The sequence below is a fragment of the Aureimonas glaciei genome, from assembly GCF_014643375.1.
Classification (GTDB): domain Bacteria; phylum Pseudomonadota; class Alphaproteobacteria; order Rhizobiales; family Rhizobiaceae; genus Plantimonas; species Plantimonas glaciei.
In genome coordinates this window covers 131,232-148,436 of the sequence record NZ_BMJJ01000013.1, presented here as the reverse complement: position 1 = coordinate 148,436, position 17,205 = coordinate 131,232, and the positions used below count along the sequence as shown (strand labels likewise).

Here is a 17,205-nt window from a genome sequence, read left to right as displayed (position 1 = left end):
AACCAAAACTCCCGACCGACGCAGACCGGGACCCTTCCAAAGCCGAAGAAGTGTAACCCATCCATCCGGGCAGTTCTGTTACTCATCAATCCGCTGGACAGGCAGGCCGATGAGGGGCGCCGAAGGCGACGCCGCGGAAAGATATGCGCGGCCCGAAACGGAGGCGCTCCCCTCATCCCGCTGCCGCGACCTTCTCCCCGGAGGGGAGAAGAAGCAGCGGCAACGCTGCGCTCCTGCGGCGGCCGAGGACTGAGGGCAGAGCGGCCGTGCTCTTACGCCAGATACTGCCCGCCATTGGCCGTGATCGTCGATCCCGTGATGAAGCCGGCATCATCCGAGGCCAGGAACACGACGCAGCGGGCGATCTCCTCGGGCTCGCCGAGGCGGCCGACCGGGATATGCGCCAGGATCTGCTTCTGCATGACCTCCTCGGGGATCGTCGCCATCATGTCGGTGTTGATGTAGCCGGGGCAGATGGTGTTGACGGTAATGCCCTTTTTCGCGCCCTCCAGCGCCAGCGCCTTGGAGAAGCCGATGTCCCCGGCCTTGGCGGCGGAATAGTTCGCCTGGCCCATCTGCCCCTTCTGGCCGTTAATCGAGGAGATGTTGATGATGCGGCCGAAGCCGCGGGCGCGCATGCCGTCCCAGACAGGCCGCGTCATGTTGAACAGGCCGTTGAGATTGGTCCCCATCACCGCCTGCCACTGCTCGAGCGTCATCTTGTGGAACATGGCGTCGCGGGTGATGCCGGCATTGTTGACGAGGACCTCGACCGGGCCGAGATCTTTCTCGATCGCCGCGAGATGGGCGCTGCACTCCTCGAAGCTCGAAACATCCCACTTGCGCACCGGAATGTTGTTCGCCTGGCTGAAGGCCTCGGCCGCAGCGTCGTTGCCGGCATAGCCGGCGACCACCTGATAGCCCGCGCCCTTCAGCGCCTTGGCGATGGCCGCGCCGATGCCGCGCGTCCCTCCCGTCACGACGGCCACTCTGCCCATTGTCCCCTCCCCGTTTTATGGGCGGAGCGGTCGCTCCGCCCGTGCGGTTTTCCGCCTTCTACATGCGCTCGAAACACATCGCGACGCCCATGCCGCCGCCGATGCAGAGCGTGGCGAGGCCCTTCTTGGCCTGGCGCCGCGCCATTTCGTGGATCAGCGTGTTCAAAACGCGGGCGCCGGAGGCGCCGATCGGATGGCCGATGGCGATCGCCCCGCCATTGACGTTGACGATCGACGGGTCCCAGCCGAGCTCCTTGTTCACCGCGCAGGCCTGCGCCGCAAACGCCTCGTTGGCCTCGACGAGGTCGAGGTCCTCGATCGACCAGCCGGCCTTTTCCAAGGCCTTGCGCGACGCCGGGATCGGGCCGGTGCCCATGATCGAGGGATCGACGCCGGCGGTCGCCCAGGAGACGATGCGCACCAGAGGCGTCAGGCCACGACGCCCTGCCTCCGCCTCGCTCATCAGCACCACCGCGGCGGCGCCGTCGTTGATGCCCGACGCATTGGCGGCGGTGACCGAGCCCTCCTTGTCGAAGGCGGGGCGGAGCTTCGCCACCTTGTCGAGCGTGGTGCCGGCCTTGATGTACTCGTCCTCGGAGACCACCGTATCGCCCTTGCGGCCCTTGACCGTGAAGGCGACGATCTCGTCCTGGAAGCGGCCGGCCTTCTGCGCGGCCTCCGCCTTGTTCTGCGAGGCGACGGCGAACTCGTCCTGCATCTCGCGGGTGATCTGCCACTGCCGCGCGACGTTCTCGGCGGTGGTGCCCATGTGATAGCCCTGGAACGCGTCGAGCAGGCCGTCCTTCAGCATGGTGTCGACGAATTTCAGGTCGCCCATCTTCGTGCCCGAGCGCAGATGCGCCGCATGCGGCGCCATCGACATGGATTCCTGGCCGCCGGCGACGATGATCTTCGCGTCGCCCATGGTGATCTGCTGCATGCCGAGCGCGACGGCGCGAAGGCCCGAGCCGCAGAGCTGGTTCAGGCCCCAGGCGGTCGCCTCCTGGCGCATGCCGGCGGCCATCGCGGCCTGGCGGGCGGGGTTCTGCCCCTCGCCGGCCGAGAGCACCTGGCCGATGATCGCCTCGTCGACCTCCTGCGGGTCGACGCCGGCGCGGGCCAGAGCCGCGGTGATGGCGGCGGCGCCGAGCTGGTGTGCCGGCACGTCGGCGAAGGCGCCGTTGAAGGAGCCGACCGGCGTGCGGGCGGCGCCGACGATGACGACGGATTGTTCGTTGGACATGAAAACTTCCTTCCCTGTCGGGCCTCTGTCGGGCCGAACGCCCGTCGGGCGCATGTGTTCTTGGCTAGCGTTGTCGCAGAGCCTTTCCGGGCCTGTCAAACATGAATGCGGGAATGGAAACCCGCTTCGTTCGCCGGCTCGAACCGGTCCATGCCCATGTGGGAAATGCAGCGCGAAATACCACCGGGGCGTTCACGCCGGAAAGGTTTGGTAACCCGCCGTTTTTGTGCCTATGATTTCCATGGCGCAGTGCAAAACGTCCCAAGTCGGCTGCCAAGACCGACGGGCGTAACCGGGATGGGGAAACGACTATGGCCAAAAACGCGGAAACCACCGTCATCAAGAAATACGCCAATCGGCGGCTCTACAATACGGGCACCAGCACCTATGTGACGCTGGAGAACCTGGCGGCCATGGTGAAGGGCAACGAGGAATTCGTCGTCCAGGACGCCAAGAGCGGCGAGGACATCACCCATTCGGTGCTGACGCAGATCATCTTCGAGCAGGAGAACAAGGTCGGGCAGAACATGATGCCCATCGCCTTTTTGCGCCAGCTCATCCGCTTCTACGGCGACCAGATGCAGATGGTCATTCCCGGCTATCTCGAGCAGACGATGACCGCCTTCTCGCGCGAGCAGGAAGGTTTTCGCGACAAGGTGGGCGGTGTCGCCGGCCAAAATCCGATGAAGATGATGGAGGCGCAGGTGCGCCGCAACACCGAGATCTTCCGGCAGGCGATGACGGTCTTCAATCCCTTCGCCGCCGCCATCATGCCGGCCAGCCCGAACGGCGCCGCCGAAGAGGCGCCCGCCGGCAAGGAGGACCTCTCCGACATGCGCCGGCAACTCGCCGACATGCAGAAGCGCCTGGAAGCGCTGGACGCGAAGAAGCCCGAATAGGGCGGAGCACAGGGGTCGCCGCCCACGAGGCCGGAAATGCCCGCGGAGCCAGGCTGGGCCGGGATCCCTCCTGAGCACATGCGACTCCCCCGAAATCTCGTCATCCTCGACGCGGAGCGTCGGGGATCCATGCCCCGGCACCGCCGCGCTCCGACGGTCGACCGGAGCGGGGCTGCGAACGGGTGAGGACTGGATCCCGGGTCGAGCCCGGGATGACCACCGTCAAGACGGCGCGATCAATGTCCACCGTGCTCAAACGACAAAGGCCGGGCGTTGCCGCCCGGCCTCCTCAATCCGCGATACAGCCCGAAAGATTCAGGCGTTTTCCTTGATCGTCATGATCTGCTTGCCGCGATACATGCCGGTCTTCAGGTCGATGTGATGAGGGCGGCGCAGTTCGCCGGAGTTCTTGTCCTCGATGTAGGTCGGGGCCTTCAGTGCATCGTGCGAGCGACGCATGCCGCGCTTGGAGGGCGAGGTCTTTCTCTTCGGTACGGCCATGGGTCTCTTCCGTTCGGATGTCGGGCGAACGGGCCGCTGGGGCTCATCCGCGAGGAATGTTCATGTGCCACGGATCGGCCCGCAGCGTCGGCCTTGGTCAATCCCTGGTATTCGCGCCGCCGAACCGTCGATCGAAAGACGACCGCGCCAGGTTCGGCAATGACGGGAATTCGCCGCAGCCCATAGCAAAAGCCGGGCGTCATGGGAAGGGCGGACGCGAATTTTCTAGCCGGCGTCGGCCCGCCGCGCCGGCACCGCGACGCAGTCGACATAGTCGCCCGAGCGCTTGGCGCGCGCCTCGATGACCCCGGCGAGCCGCGACAGGCCGCGCGGCGGCTTGCCCGGATTGCGCTTCTTCGGCGATGGCAGGGTGACGGCCAGAAGCGCCGCCTCGCGGCCCGTCAGCGCAAAGGCCGGCTTGTCGAAATAGTGCCAGGACGCGGCCTCGACGCCGTAGATGCCATCGCCCCATTCGGCGATGTTGAGGTAGATCTCGATCAGCCGGCGCTTCGACAGGATGAAGTCGGCATAGACGGCGAGCGGCACTTCCAGGCCCTTGCGGACGAAGGAGCGGCTGTTCCACAGGAACAGGTTTTTCGCCGTCTGCATCGGGATGGTGGAGGCACCGCGCGTCTCCTCCCCCTCCAGCGTCGAATCGATGACGGCGTTCAACTCCTTCCAGTCGACGCCGCCATGGGCGCAGTACTGGCCGTCCTCCGACATCATCACCGAATGGACAAGCACCGGCGCGATGTCCTCCAGCGCCACCCAGGTCCGCGATACCGGCTTCAGCGTCACATAGTCGGCCAGCATCAGCGTCGAGATCGGGTGGACCAGCGGCAGGGCATAGACCGGGACGAGCGCGATCGGCAGGGCGACGAGGACGACCAGGGTGACGATCAGAAGGCCGAGAGCGCGTCGCAGCATGGGAGCTTTCCGGCTGGGCCGCGGACCGGCCGCGGCGTACCGGCCTCTTCGGCCGGCAGGATCGTCTGAGGTCATATCGGCGTGCGGCCGGACTCGCAACGTCTTGGTGCCACCGTCGGCAACGCGGCCCGCTTGACCTGTGCCGGCGGATCGGCGAAGCCCGTCGCATCCTCGGGCGGCCCTGCCGCTTGGCCGAGCGGCAGGGAGAAGAATAATGCCCAATGCGTTCGAGTTTCGGCTGAAAGACGCGGCGGCCGAGATCGAGGCCGTGCTCGCCGAAAGCCTGGAGGGCGCGCATCCGCTGATGCGGGGCACCCCGGCCCGCCTGGCCGAAGCCATGCGGCACGGCGCGCTGGCCGGCGGCAAGCGGTTGCGCCCCTTCCTGGTGATGGAAACGGCGCGCCTGTTCGGCGCCGCCGGCCCGGGCGTCGCCGGTGTCGCGGCGGCACTCGAATGCGTCCACTGCTATTCCCTCGTCCACGACGACCTGCCGGCCATGGACGACGACGACCTGCGCCGCGGCCGCCCGACCGTGCACAAGGCCTTCGACGAGGCGACGGCGATTCTCGCCGGCGACGCGCTGTTGACCTTGTCCTTCGGGCTCGTCGCCGGGGCCGAGGCGATCGCGCCGCAGGCCCGGTTGACGCTGATCGAGGCGCTGTCGCGGGAAGCAGGCGCGGCCGGCATGGTCGGCGGCCAGGCGCTCGATCTCGCCGCAGAGACGGAGATGCTGGGCGAGGCGGAGATCTCGCGCATGCAGGCGATGAAGACCGGCGCGCTGATCGCCTTCGCCTGCGAGGCGGGACCGATCCTCGCCGGCGCGGCAGAAGAGGACCGTCGGCGCCTTCGCCGCTTTGGCGAGATCATCGGCCTCGCCTTCCAGCTCGCCGACGACCTCCTCGACGAGACCGCCGAGGCAAGCGCCCTCGGCAAGGCCGCCGGCAAGGACCGCGCCCGCGGCAAGAAGACCCTTCCCGCCCTCCACGGCCACGACTGGACACGGGCCAGGCTGGAGCAGCTGGTGGGCGAGGCGAGCGAATGCCTTGCGCCGTATGGCGAAAGGGCCGCCGTTCTCGTCGACGCGGCCCGCTTCATCGCCGCGCGGCAGAGCTAAAGCGGCAAGGCCACCTTTCGGATCAAGCGCTCGGCGGCGCTTCCTGGCTACGGTTCTGGCCGGACCGCGCGGGGCTCGCTTAGCCCTTCACGGCGCGCGGGAAGGCGGCCACCACGCGCGACTCGAGATCGTGGACCGGCGAGCCCGAACGCCCAGCCTGTCGCTGATGGGCGGCAGGCGCCCGGTCCGTCCGAAACTTGCCGAGCTGGAGGTTCAGCTCCACCACCTCGGCCGCCAGTTCGTTGCTCGCCGCCGTCGATTCCTCGACCATGGCCGCATTCTGCTGGGTACCCTGGTTCAGCGTGCCGACCGCAATGTTGATTTCGTTGAGCCCGGTTGCCTGGCTCCGGGCCGACGCGACGATGGAGTTGACGTGCCCGTCGATCTCGTCGACCTCGGCGACGATCACCTGCAGCGCCCGCCCCGTCTCGCCAACCAGTTCGACGCCGTCGGCGACCTGCTTCGACGAGGTCGAGATCAGGCTCTTGATCTCCTTGGCGGCTTCCGCCGAACGCTGCGCCAGTCCGCGCACCTCCTGGGCGACGACCGCAAAGCCCCGCCCCGCCTCGCCCGCCCGTGCCGCCTCGACACCGGCGTTGAGCGCCAGCAGATTGGTCTGGAAGGCGATCTCGTCGATGACGCCGATGATCTTGCCCACCTCCTCGGAGGATTTTTCGATCGCGGCCATCGAGTCGATCGCCCGCGTCACCACCTGTCCCGAACGCTCGGCACCGGCCTTCGCCCGGTTGACGAGGCGCCCGACCTCGTCCGCGCGCTGGCTCGACGTTTTCACGGCCGTGGTGATCTCGGCCAGGGCCGCCGCGGTCTCCTCGATGGCGGCCGCCTGTTGTTCCGTGCGGCTGGAAAGATCGTCGGCCGCCAGGCGGATCTGATCGGCGCCGGCGTGGATGCCGTTGGCCACACCGGCCACGGCCCGCAGGGTGTCGCCGAGACGATCGACGGAGATGTTGTAGGAAACCCGCAAGGGCTCAAGCGCCGGAAGGAAGGCCTTGTCGATGGCGCGCGTCAGATCCCCCTCGGCCAGCCGGCCGAGCCCCGCACCCAGTTCGTTGACGGCGTTGACCCGCGCGCTGACATCGACGGCGAATTTCACCACCTTCGTCACCGCGCCATTGCTGTCGAAGATGGGATTGTACGAAGCCTGGATGTGGACGGCCTTGCCGCCCTTGCCGATCCGCCGGAATTCTTCCGCGACGAATTCGCCCCGTCGCAGCTTGGCCCAGAACTCGGCATAGTCGGGCGAGGCGGCAAAGGCCGGATCGACGAAGAGACGATGATGCTTGCCCACCACCTCGTCAAGGGAATAGCCGACCACTTTCAGGAAGTTGGGGTTGGCGGTGAGGATCTGGCCATCGAGCGTGAACTCGATCACGCCCTGGGCGCGCGCGATCGCGTCCATCTTGCCGGCATTCTCGGCCGCCTTCAGTTTTGCCGCCGTGATGTCCGTGGCGATCTTGACCACCTTGTAGACCTTGCCGCCAGCCGTCGTCACCGGGTTGTAGGACGCCTGAAGCCAGACCTGGCGGCCGTCCTTGGCGATCCGTACGAACTCCTCGGCGACGAATTCGCCCCGGCCCAGCTGCGCCCAGAAAGCCTTGTAGGCCGCGGACTGCACCATGTCGGGCGCGACGAACAGGCTGTGATGCTGGCCGACGATTTCCGACAGCGCATAGCCCATGGCCCGGCAAAAATTCTGGTTCGCCGTCAATATCCGACCGGAAAGGTCGAATTCGATGACGGCCAGGGACCGGCCCATGGCTGCCAGCGTTCGTGCAGAATCGGACGCGCCAAAGCCCAGCATGCGGAGGTCTCCAAACCCGAAAAGTGATTGTTATCAGTATATCTCAGTGAGCATTAAAAATACGCTAAGTGCTTGCTGCCTAGAGTGGTATTTTCTTTAGAACGTCATGTATCCGAACGAACGGACGCCTTCTATTTTTAGTTGTGTTGATCAAGAGGAGTTGTTCGACTTATCGTTTAGCGAACTTGACGCCCAGAAGTATTCCGAATGCTGAACGCGAAAATCCGCGCCATACGCGGCCCACTCCTGCCCCTCGCCGCGGCAAACTCGTCTCTGGACACCCGCGAGAAGGCGGCAGGCATGCACGGCCGGCGAGGCCGCCGGCGTTTCCCGGGCGCCGGCCGGGTCTCCGGCGCCCGGGCACAACTGCGTCATCGATGAAACCCGATCGGTGAGCGGGGCATTGGCTCAGGGACGGTCCGACAGGCGATGCGCCGCCCAGTCCGATACCGTCATCCGTTTGCGAAGAGGAGATTTTATGCCGATCGACCGAAGAAGCCTTCTGGCCCTCAGCAGCGCGGCTGCCGCCGCAACTTTCCTGCCGCGCACCGCCGCGGCACAGGCGACGGCCGCCGCCGCGGGCTTCACCCAGCCGCCCCTACCCTATGCCGAAGATGCCCTGGCCCCGACGATCTCGGCCAAGACGGTCGGCCTCCACTATGGCAAGCACCATAAATCCTACTTCACCAAGCTGAACGAACTTGCGCCCGGCACCCCCTTCGAGGGGCTCTCGCTGCAAGAGGCGATCACCAAGGCGAAAGCAGACGGGAACCAGGCGATTTTCGACAATGCCGGCCAGGCCTGGAACCATGTCTTCTACTGGAACCAGTTCGAAGACGGCCCGGCCGCGCCCGAAGGCGCCTTCCTCGAAGCCGTGAACCGCGATTTCGGCAGCGTCGACGAGATGAAGGCGGCGATGGTGGCGGAGGCCGGAAAAGTGTTCGGTACCGGCTGGGTCTGGCTCGTCGCCGGCGACGGCAAGCTCGAGATCCTCGGTCTGCAGGATGCCGGCAACCCCATCGCCGAGGGCAAGACGCCGCTCGCCGGCGTCGACGTCTGGGAGCACGCCTATTATCTCGACTACGAGAACCGCCGGCCCGATCACGTCAAGGCGGTGCTCGACAATCTCGTGAACTGGCGCTTCGTCGGCGAGCAAATGCCCGCCTGAGCCTCTGCCGGGCGGGGTCTTCCCTGCCCGGCACCGCGGCGCCCGGCATCCGGGACGCACAGCTCGAGGCTGGGCTTTTCGTGCCCGGCCTCTTTAGTTGCGGAAAACCACGCAGCTGCCCCCGGCGCCGCGCAGCCGGCCGCACAGGGCATCGGCCTCGCCACGCGAATCGGCGCCGATCCGCACGGCATAGATGCGGCCGCGGCTGGCACGGTCGCGCACGACGATCGGCGCCTTGCTCCCGAGAATGCCGGAAAACCGGGCCTGCACGCGCCGGAAGGATTGCAGCGCCACTGTCTGGCGCGGGCTGCCCGCAACCTGGACGCCCCAGGGCTGCATGGGCGCGCTCTCGACGGCCGGGGCGCGCGTCCGCACCATCGGCATCGCCTGGCAGGACTCGTCAAAGCTCTTCGCCGCATCGAGCGGCGCCGCCTCGATTTCGCGGCCGGGTTCGAGGAACCAGTCTGCCGAGCGGGCGGTGATCGACAGGACATAGTTTTCGGTCTCGTAGGGCAACGAGCCGCCCGTGACGCGCCAGCGCTTCACCCGGTTGATGCCGCCATTATAGGCGGCCGCCGCCAGGCCCCAATTGCCGAGATCGGCCTTGAGATCGCGCAGATAGAGCGCCGAATGACGGATCGCCTCGCTAATGTCGTAGGGATCGTCGAGGCCGCGCTCGCGCGCGGTGCCCGGCATGAACTGCGCGATGCCGCGGGCGCCGACGGGCGACAGCGCCTCGCCGTCGAAACGGCTTTCCTTCCAGATCAACCGGGCGAAGAAATCGGGCGACATCTCGGTCGCGGCGGCATTGGTCGCGATGAGGTCGCAGATGAGGGCCGTGCCGGTCTTGCCGACGGGCGGGGCGGGAGGGCCGATACCGGGCGGGGCGTTCGCCCTGGCCTTCGCCGTCGTGGCGGCCGCCGTCAGGGCGTCGGCAGCCAGCCCCCCCGTCTCCGCCGCAGGCGCGTCGCCGAGCGGCACTTCGGCCGCCGCCGTCCAGACGGCGGTGAGGCTGGCCAGCAGCGAAAGGAGAGCGCCGCGCCGGACAGCCATCGCGCTATTCGGCAGCCGGCTCGACCGCGACCGTCGCCACGCCAAACCGCCGATCAATATAGTCGGCGACCATCACCTTGAAGTCCTCGGCGATGTTCGGCCCGCGCAGGGTGGCGACCTTCTTGCCGTCGACGAAGATCGGTGCCGACGGCGTCTCGCCGGTGCCGGGCAGCGAGATGCCGATATCGGCATGCTTGGATTCGCCGGGACCGTTGACGATGCAGCCCATGACCGCGACCTTCAGCCCCTCGACGCCCGGATATTTTTCGCGCCAGAGTGGCATGGAAGTCCGGAGGTCGGACTGGATCTGTTCGGCGAGTTCCTGGAATACGGTCGAGGTCGTGCGGCCGCAGCCCGGGCAGGCCGCGACGATGGGCACGAACTGGCGGAACCCCATGGTCTGCAGGATCTCCTGTGCCACCTGCACTTCACGCGTGCGGTCGCCATTCGGTTCAGGCGTCAGCGACACGCGGATGGTGTCGCCGATGCCTTCCTGCAGGAGGATACCGAGAGCGGCCGACGAGGCGACGATGCCCTTGGAGCCCATGCCGGCCTCGGTCAGGCCGAGATGCAGCGCATGGTCGGTGCGGTTCGACAGGTCGCGGTAGACGGCGATGAGATCCTGGACGTTGGACACCTTGGCCGAGAGGATGATCTTGTCGCGCGAAAGGCCGGTCTCTTCGGCCAGTTGCGCCGAGAACAGCGCCGACTGGATGATCGCCTCGCGCATCACCGCCCGCGCCGAACGCGGCCGGGCGGAGAGGGAATTTTCGTCCATCAGCCGCGTCAGCAGCGCCTGGTCGAGCGAGCCCCAGTTCACGCCGATGCGCACCGGCTTGTTCCAGCGGATCGCCTGCTCGATGATCTGGACGAACTGCCGGTCCTTCTTTTCGCCGAAGCCGACATTGCCGGGATTGATCCGGTATTTCGCCAGCGCCTCGGCGCAGGCCGGGTGCTCGGCGAGCAGCGTGTGGCCGATATAGTGGAAGTCGCCGACCAGCGGCACGGTGATGCCGAGCCGGTCGAGGCGCTCGCGCACCTTGGGGACGGCGGCGGCCGATTCGTTGCGGTCGACGGTGATGCGGACGATTTCGGAGCCGGCCTTGGCGAGCGCCGCGACCTGCGCGACCGTCGCGTCGATGTCGGCGGTGTCGGTATTGGTCATCGACTGCACGACGACCGGCGCCGGGCCACCGACGAGAATGCCGCCGACATCGACGGCCACAGTCCGGCGCCGCGGCGTCGGGTCGGCATCGAGGGCGTCGATGAGGGGTTCGATGTTCATCTGAGACATCCACACGGCGGAGAAGGACAAAGGTCGAGGTGGCGCTTTCGGGACGGCTTGTCAAATGGCACCGCGACCATGTCGGCCCTGTGACGGAGCGGCCTGGCGCAAGAAGTGCGCCGGAAAAATTGTGCGCGCCCGGCCAACAATCGCCGTGCGGGAAGGGAACTCACAGTCTCCTCGCGGGTTTGTGACGCACGACCCATCCAGAAGTCAGGACATTCCTATGACGCTCGGCACCATCCTTATCATCATCCTCGTCCTCGTCCTGATCGGCGCCGTTCCCTCCTGGGGCCATTCGCGCAACTGGGGCTACGGCCCGAGCGGCATTCTCGGCGTCATCCTCGTGGTGGTGCTGATCCTCGTCCTGCTCGGCCGAATCTAGCCCCTCCCGACCTCCATCATCTGCTGTCAGCGCCGGCCCGAAAGGGCCGGCGTCGTCGTTTACGGGGCTCAGTCCAAGCGGCGATCGGCGCCGCGGACGAGACCTGCGGCGAGGAAGGTGACGACGAGCAGCAGCGCCAGCGAGAGGAAGATGACGCGAAAGCCAGAATGCTCGGCGACGAAGCCGATCACCGAGGGCGCGAGAAGAATGCCGCTGTAGCCGAGCGCCGAGACGATCGACAGGCCGGTTCCCGGCCTGAGACCTTCGACATTGCCGGCGGCCGAAAAGGCGATCGGCACCATGTTGGACAGGCCGACGCCCATCAGGGCGAAGCCGAGAAGCGTGACCGGCAGCGTGTCGGCGAGGCCGACAGCCAGCAGCCCCGCCGCGGCCAGGGCGCTGCAGACCCGCGCCGTCTGGACCGCCCCGAAGCGATCGCGGATGCCGTCGCCGGCAAAGCGGAAACAGGCCATGGTGAGCGAGAAGGCGGCGAAGGCGAGGCCCGAGGCGGCGTCGCCGGCGTCGAGTTCCTGGCGCAGATAGACCGCGCTCCAGTCGATCGCCGCGCCTTCCGGGATCATCGCGAACAGCGCGAACAGCCCGACCGCGATCGCCTTGAGCACGCCGGCACGGCTGGTCCCCGCCGCCCCCGGTACCGCGTCCGCGCCAGGGGCTGTCGACTCCGCCTTCGCCACCCCATCGGCGAGCGCGCCCCGAGCCACCACGAGCCACAGCGCCAGGATCACGACGGCGACGATCAGCGAATGGCCGAGCGCCCCGAAGGCGGCGATGATGAAGCCACCGAGGCCGGCGCCGAGAAGCCCCCCGACGCTCCAGAAGCCGTGGCAGGATGACATGATCGCCCGCGGCCGCCGGCGCTCGACCGCCACGGCGTTGGCGTTCATGGCGACGTCCATGCCGCCGGTGGCCATCCCCATCAAAGCGACGGCGAGACCGGCGGTGACGAGACCCGGCGCCAGCACGGCCAGAGGCAGCGCCGGCACCATCAGGAGATGCAGAACCAGCATCGGCAGGCGCGAGCCGAGCGCCCCGATCAGCCGGCCGACAACGGGCATCGCAGCCACGGCGCCGAGGCCGAAGACGAGGATCATGATACCGAGCGTCGCCTTGGAGATGTCCAGGCGCGCCGCAAACAGCGGGATCTCCGGCGCCCAGCTGCCGATCAGGAAGCCGTTGGCCAGAAACGCCGCGGAGACGGCGATGCGGTGCATTGGCAGGGCCGCCGAGGGCGACAGGGGCACATCCTCCGCAAGCGCCATGCCGCTCACTCCTTCCATCTTCGCCATGTCAGTCTTTCCCGCCCGCGGGCTTCTGGCGCCGTGCATCATCCGGTGCGGCGCGCACGAGGCTGACGCCCCGCGCCGCCATCGCTTCCATGGCGGCGGGATCGCAGTCGGCCTCGACGAACAGCAGGGAGATCTTCTCGGTCGCGATGACCGCATAGGGCGCGGCCGTGCCGATCTTGTCGTTCGTCGCGGCGACGAAGATGCGGCGGCTGCGCGACGCCAGCGCCGCCTTCAGCTCGCATTCCTCGAAGACATTTCCGGTCACCCCTTCGCCGACATCAATTCCGCAGGCGCCGAGGATCAGCACATCCGGCCGGAACCGTTCCGCATCGGCCAGCGCCTTGGGACCGAAGCAGGCGCCCGTTCCCGCATCGATCCGTCCGCCGATGAGGATGGTCTCGATGCCGCCGCGCTCCAGAAGAGCGCAGGCGATCAAGGGGGCGTTCGTCACGACGGTCAGCCCGGCATCCACCGCCAGCGCCTCGGCGACGGCGAGATTGGTCGAGCCGGCATCGATGAACAGCAGCGATCCCGGCGCGATCTCGGCCGCGATGGCCCGGGCGAGCGCGGCTTTGCGCGCCGGCGCGAGGTGGCGGCGCTCGGACAGCGAGCCGTCCGACGGCGCAACCGGAACGGCGCCGCCATAGACCCGGCGGCAGAGGCCCGCCTGGGCGAGATCGCGCAGGTCGCGGCGCACCGTGTCCTCGGAGACGTTGAAGCGCTTGGCGAGCGGCGCCGCGAGAACACGCCCCTCTTCGGCTAGGAGTGTCCGGATCTGCGTCTGTCTCTCGGTCGTCAGAAGATGGGATTCCATGCGCGCCAATCATGCTCAATCGTGCATAACCATGCATAAATCGGCATAAGCAGTCAAGTCAAATGGATCTTCGGCCGTCGTCAGCGCGGCGCGAACCCAATGCGGAGCCGAGAGAGTCAGCCAAACGCCGCCCGATGAGGGGCGGCGCCGGCATAACGGAAGCGAGGATGCGGAAGCTAGGCCACCGCGAAAGCGACCAGAAGATCCTTGGCGTCGATCTGGTCGCCGACCTTCACGTGCACGGCAGCGATGGTGCCGTCGCGCTCGGCGTGCAGCGCCGTCTCCATCTTCATCGCCTCGATCGACAGGAGCACGTCGCCGGCCCGCACGCTCTGGCCGGCAGCCACCGCCAGCGTCGAGACGACGCCCGGCATCGGCGCGCCGACATGGGCGGCATTGCCCGGATCCGCCTTCGGCTTGACGACGGCCGAGCCGGTGCGGTTGCGGTCGGGCACCTTCACCCGCCGCGGCTGGCCGTTCAGCTCGAAGAAGACGGTGCGCATGCCCTTCTCGTCGGTCTCGCCGAAGCCGAGGCAGCGGACCACCAGCGTCTTGCCGCGCTCGAGGTCGATCAGGACCTCCTCCTCCTGCGCGATGCCGTAGAAATAGCTCGGCGTCGGCAGGCCGCTGACCGGACCGTAGAGGTCCTGCGCTGCGTGGAAGTCGGTGAAGACCTTGGGATACATGAGGTAGGAGGCGAAGGCCTGGTCGGTGATCGCGGCGCCCAGCTTCTCCTCGATCTTCGCCCGCTCGGCCAAGAGGTCGGCATCGGGGATCAGCGAGCCCGGCCGCACCGTGATCGGCGCCTCGCCCTTCAGCACCTTCTTCTGAAGCGCCTGGGGCCAACCACCGGTCGGCTGGCCGAGATCGCCGCGCAGCATCGAAACGACGGAATCGGGGAAGGCGAGATCCTTGGCGGGATCCTCGACGTCGGCGACGGTGAGGTCCTGGCTCACCATCATCAGCGCCATGTCGCCGACGACCTTGGAGGACGGCGTCACCTTGACGATGTCGCCGAACATCTGGTTGACGTCGGCATAGGTCTGCGCGACCGCATGCCAGCGCGTGTCGAGACCGAGCGCCCGCGCCTGTTCCTTGAGGTTGGTGAACTGGCCGCCCGGCATTTCGTGCAGGTAGACCTCCGAGGCCGGCCCCTTCAGGTCGCTCTCGAAGGCGGCATACTGGTTGCGCACCGCCTCCCAGTAGAAGGAGATGCGGCGGATGGCGTCTGCCGAGAGGCCGGGATCGCGCTCGCTGCCGGCCAGGGCCTCGACGATCGAGCCGAGGCAGGGCTGCGAAGTATTGCCCGAGACCGCGTCCATCGCCGCGTCGACCGCGTCGACGCCCGCCTCCACCGCCGCGAGCACCGTCGCCGCGGCGATGCCCGAGGTGTCGTGGGTGTGGAAGTGGATGGGCAGGCCCACCTCCTCCTTCAGCGCCTTGAACAGCACTTTGGCCGCCGCCGGCTTGAGCAGGCCGGCCATGTCCTTCACGCCGAGGATATGCGCGCCGGCCGCCTCCATCTCCTTGGCGAGGCCGACATAGTATTTCAGGTCGTATTTCGGCCGGGCGGAGTTGAGGAGATCGGCGGTGTAGCAGATCGCCCCTTCGCACAATTTGCCGGACTCGCCGACCGCGTCGATCGAGACGCGCATGTTCTCGGTCCAGTTCAGGCAGTCGAACACCCGGAAGAGGTCCACCCCGCCCTTGGCCGCCTCGGCGACAAAGGTCTTCACGACGTTGTCGGGGTAGTTGGTGTAGCCGACGCCGTTGGAGCCGCGCAGCAGCATCTGCAGCAAGATGTTCGGCGCGCGCTCGCGGATCTGCGCCAGCCGCTCCCAGGGATCCTCGGTGAGGAAGCGCATGGCGACGTCGAAGGTCGCGCCGCCCCAGCATTCCAGCGACAGGAGCTGCGGCAGGGCCCGCGCATAGGCGTCGGCGATGGCGACGATGTCGTGCGTGCGCATGCGCGTGGCGAGCAGCGACTGGTGGCCGTCGCGCATGGTGGTGTCGGTGACGAGCACCTGTTTCTGCGCCAGCATCCAGTCGGCAAAGCCGCGCGGCCCCAGCGCGTCCAGCTTCTGCTTCGTGCCCTCGGCGATCGGCAGGTTGAAGACCGGCGCTGCCGGCGGGGCATTGTCGGGGTTCGGCTTCGGCCGCCCGCGCGTCTCGGGATGGCCGTTGACGGTGACGTCGGCGAGATAGGTGAGCAGCTTCGTCGCGCGGTCGCGGCGCTTCACCTGGCTGAACAGTTCCGGCGTCGTGTCGATGAAGCGGGTCGTGTAGCTGTTATCGCGAAATTGCGGATGCGTGATGATCGCTTCGAGAAAGGTGAGGTTCGTCGCGACGCCGCGGATGCGGAACTCGCGCAGCGCTCGGTCCATCCGCGCAATCACTTCTTCCGGGCTCGGCGCCCAGGCCGTCACCTTCTCCAGCAGCGGATCGTAGAAGCGCGTGATGACCGCGCCGGAATAGGCGGTGCCGCCGTCGAGGCGAATGCCGAAACCGGTCGCGCCACGATAGGCGGTGATGCGGCCATAGTCGGGGATGAAGGCCTGCTCGGGGTCCTCGGTGGTGATGCGGCACTGCAGGGCGTGGCCGTTGAGGCGGATGTCGGCCTGAACAGGCACGCCCGATTCCGGCGTGCCGATGGCGAAGCCGTCGAGGATGTGGATCTGCGCCTTGACGATGTCGATGCCGGTGACCTCCTCGGTCACGGTGTGCTCGACCTGGATGCGCGGATTGACCTCGATGAAGTAGAATTTGCCGGTGTCGGCATCCATCAGGAACTCGACCGTCCCGGCGCCGACATAGCCGGTCGCCTCGGCCAACTGCTTGGCGTAGCCGCAGAGTTCCGCCCGCTGGCCGTCGTCGAGATACGGCGCCGGGGCGCGCTCGACGACCTTCTGGTTGCGGCGCTGGATCGAGCAGTCGCGCTCGAACAGGTGGACGACATTGCCGTGGGTGTCGCCGAGGATCTGCACCTCAACATGCCGGGCCCGCTCGACCAGCTTCTCCAGATAGACCTCGTCCTTGCCGAAGGCCGCCATGGCCTCGCGCTTGCCCTCCGTCACCTCGCGCAGGAGATCGGATTCCTGGCGAATGGAGCGCATGCCACGTCCGCCGCCGCCCCAGGACGCCTTCAGCATGATGGGGTAGCCGACGCCGGCGGCGAGACGCTTGATCTCCTCGGCATCGTCCGGCAGCGGCCCCGTCGCCGGCACCACGGGCACGCCGACCTCGAGGGCGAGATTGCGCGCCGCGACCTTATTGCCGAGCCGGCGCATGGTGTCGGCGGTCGGGCCGATGAAGATGAGCCCCGCCTCGGTGCAGGCGTCGACGAATTCCGGGCTCTCGGAAAGCAGGCCGTAGCCGGGATGGATCGCGTCGGCGCCCGAGAGTTTGGCGACGCGGATGATCTCCTCGATCGACAGATAGGACTCGATCGGCCCGAGATCGCGCTTCAGATGCGGGCCGCGCCCGACCTGGTAGCTCTCGTCCGCCTTGAAGCGGTGCAGCGCCAGCTTGTCCTCCTCCGCCCAGATCGCCACGGTCTTCAGACCGAGCTCGTTGGCGGCGCGAAACACCCGGATGGCGATTTCCGAGCGGTTGGCGACGAGGATCTTGGCGATGGACAAATCAGGCACTCCCTACGAGACGCTTCCTTCTGAGGTGGGGAAGCTGACAGC

14 protein-coding genes are annotated in these 17,205 nt (G+C 67.3%); 4 read left to right on the top strand and 10 right to left on the bottom strand.

From position 1 onward, the window contains the following. Positions 1-272 precede the first annotated feature (272 nt). Together phbB and IEX88_RS22330 are read right to left on the bottom strand one after the other, a co-directional pair. Positions 273-998 carry an acetoacetyl-CoA reductase gene (gene phbB, locus IEX88_RS22335; protein WP_188854696.1) on the bottom strand — a complete coding sequence of 242 codons (726 nt, stop codon included), beginning with the start codon at positions 996-998 and terminating at the stop codon, positions 273-275. Between the two features lie 58 nt (positions 999-1,056). After that, entirely contained in the window at positions 1,057-2,241 is a 1,185-nt protein-coding gene (locus IEX88_RS22330) for an acetyl-CoA C-acetyltransferase (protein ID WP_188854695.1), read from the bottom strand. Positions 2,242-2,552: 311 nt separating this feature from the next. On the opposite strand from IEX88_RS22330, the gene phaR reads away from it, so the two are divergent. Continuing rightward, complete coding sequence (gene phaR / locus IEX88_RS22325; RefSeq protein ID WP_188854694.1) at positions 2,553-3,140, top strand: polyhydroxyalkanoate synthesis repressor PhaR; 588 nt, start codon at positions 2,553-2,555, stop codon at positions 3,138-3,140. 315 nt (positions 3,141-3,455) lie between these two features. Here the strand turns inward: phaR and rpmF are convergent, their stop codons facing one another. Both rpmF and IEX88_RS22315 read right to left on the bottom strand, forming a co-directional pair. Beyond that, positions 3,456-3,641: a 50S ribosomal protein L32 gene (rpmF, locus tag IEX88_RS22320; RefSeq protein ID WP_188854693.1), complete on the bottom strand. Its 186-nt coding sequence runs from the start codon at positions 3,639-3,641 to the stop codon at positions 3,456-3,458. Between the two features lie 225 nt (positions 3,642-3,866). Continuing rightward, a complete protein-coding gene (locus IEX88_RS22315; protein ID WP_188854692.1) occupies positions 3,867-4,568 on the bottom strand; it encodes a biosynthetic peptidoglycan transglycosylase in 702 nt (233 codons plus the stop codon). Positions 4,569-4,782: 214 nt separating this feature from the next. On the opposite strand from IEX88_RS22315, the gene IEX88_RS22310 reads away from it, so the two are divergent. Next, the gene (locus IEX88_RS22310; protein ID WP_188854691.1) at positions 4,783-5,682 is read left to right on the top strand and encodes a polyprenyl synthetase family protein; all 900 of its coding nucleotides are present in this window, start codon (positions 4,783-4,785) and stop codon (positions 5,680-5,682) included. A gap of 79 nt (positions 5,683-5,761) precedes the next feature. Here IEX88_RS22310 and IEX88_RS22305 read toward each other — a convergent pair whose 3' ends face one another. After that, positions 5,762-7,504 (bottom strand): methyl-accepting chemotaxis protein, encoded by a 1,743-nt coding sequence (locus IEX88_RS22305; protein WP_188854690.1) that lies wholly within the window; start codon positions 7,502-7,504, stop codon positions 5,762-5,764. 478 nt (positions 7,505-7,982) lie between these two features. Here IEX88_RS22305 and IEX88_RS22300 point away from each other — a divergent pair, with 478 nt between their 5' ends. After that, the gene (locus IEX88_RS22300; protein WP_188854689.1) at positions 7,983-8,672 is read left to right on the top strand and encodes a superoxide dismutase; all 690 of its coding nucleotides are present in this window, start codon (positions 7,983-7,985) and stop codon (positions 8,670-8,672) included. A gap of 93 nt (positions 8,673-8,765) precedes the next feature. Here IEX88_RS22300 and IEX88_RS22295 read toward each other — a convergent pair whose 3' ends face one another. Together IEX88_RS22295 and ispG are read right to left on the bottom strand one after the other, a co-directional pair. Then, on the bottom strand, positions 8,766-9,725 hold the full coding sequence (locus IEX88_RS22295) for a lytic transglycosylase domain-containing protein (protein WP_188854688.1): 960 nt from the start codon (positions 9,723-9,725) through the stop codon (positions 8,766-8,768). Between the two features lie 4 nt (positions 9,726-9,729). Beyond that, positions 9,730-11,010 (bottom strand): flavodoxin-dependent (E)-4-hydroxy-3-methylbut-2-enyl-diphosphate synthase, encoded by a 1,281-nt coding sequence (gene ispG, locus IEX88_RS22290; RefSeq protein ID WP_188854687.1) that lies wholly within the window; start codon positions 11,008-11,010, stop codon positions 9,730-9,732. A gap of 226 nt (positions 11,011-11,236) precedes the next feature. Between ispG and IEX88_RS22285 the strand changes: the two genes are divergently transcribed. Beyond that, positions 11,237-11,395 carry a DUF3309 family protein gene (locus tag IEX88_RS22285; protein WP_188854686.1) on the top strand — a complete coding sequence of 53 codons (159 nt, stop codon included), beginning with the start codon at positions 11,237-11,239 and terminating at the stop codon, positions 11,393-11,395. A 68-nt stretch (positions 11,396-11,463) separates the two neighbouring features. On the opposite strand, the gene IEX88_RS22280 is transcribed toward IEX88_RS22285, so the two are convergent. The 3 genes from IEX88_RS22280 to pyc all read right to left on the bottom strand — a co-directional run bounded on the left by IEX88_RS22280 (position 11,464) and on the right by pyc (position 17,154). After that, positions 11,464-12,702 (bottom strand): MFS transporter, encoded by a 1,239-nt coding sequence (locus IEX88_RS22280; protein WP_373289647.1) that lies wholly within the window; start codon positions 12,700-12,702, stop codon positions 11,464-11,466. A gap of 1 nt (position 12,703) precedes the next feature. Continuing rightward, complete coding sequence (locus IEX88_RS22275; RefSeq protein WP_188854685.1) at positions 12,704-13,516, bottom strand: DeoR/GlpR family DNA-binding transcription regulator; 813 nt, start codon at positions 13,514-13,516, stop codon at positions 12,704-12,706. 176 nt (positions 13,517-13,692) lie between these two features. Next, entirely contained in the window at positions 13,693-17,154 is a 3,462-nt protein-coding gene (gene pyc / locus IEX88_RS22270; RefSeq protein WP_188854684.1) for a pyruvate carboxylase, read from the bottom strand. Positions 17,155-17,205: the final 51 nt, after the last annotated feature.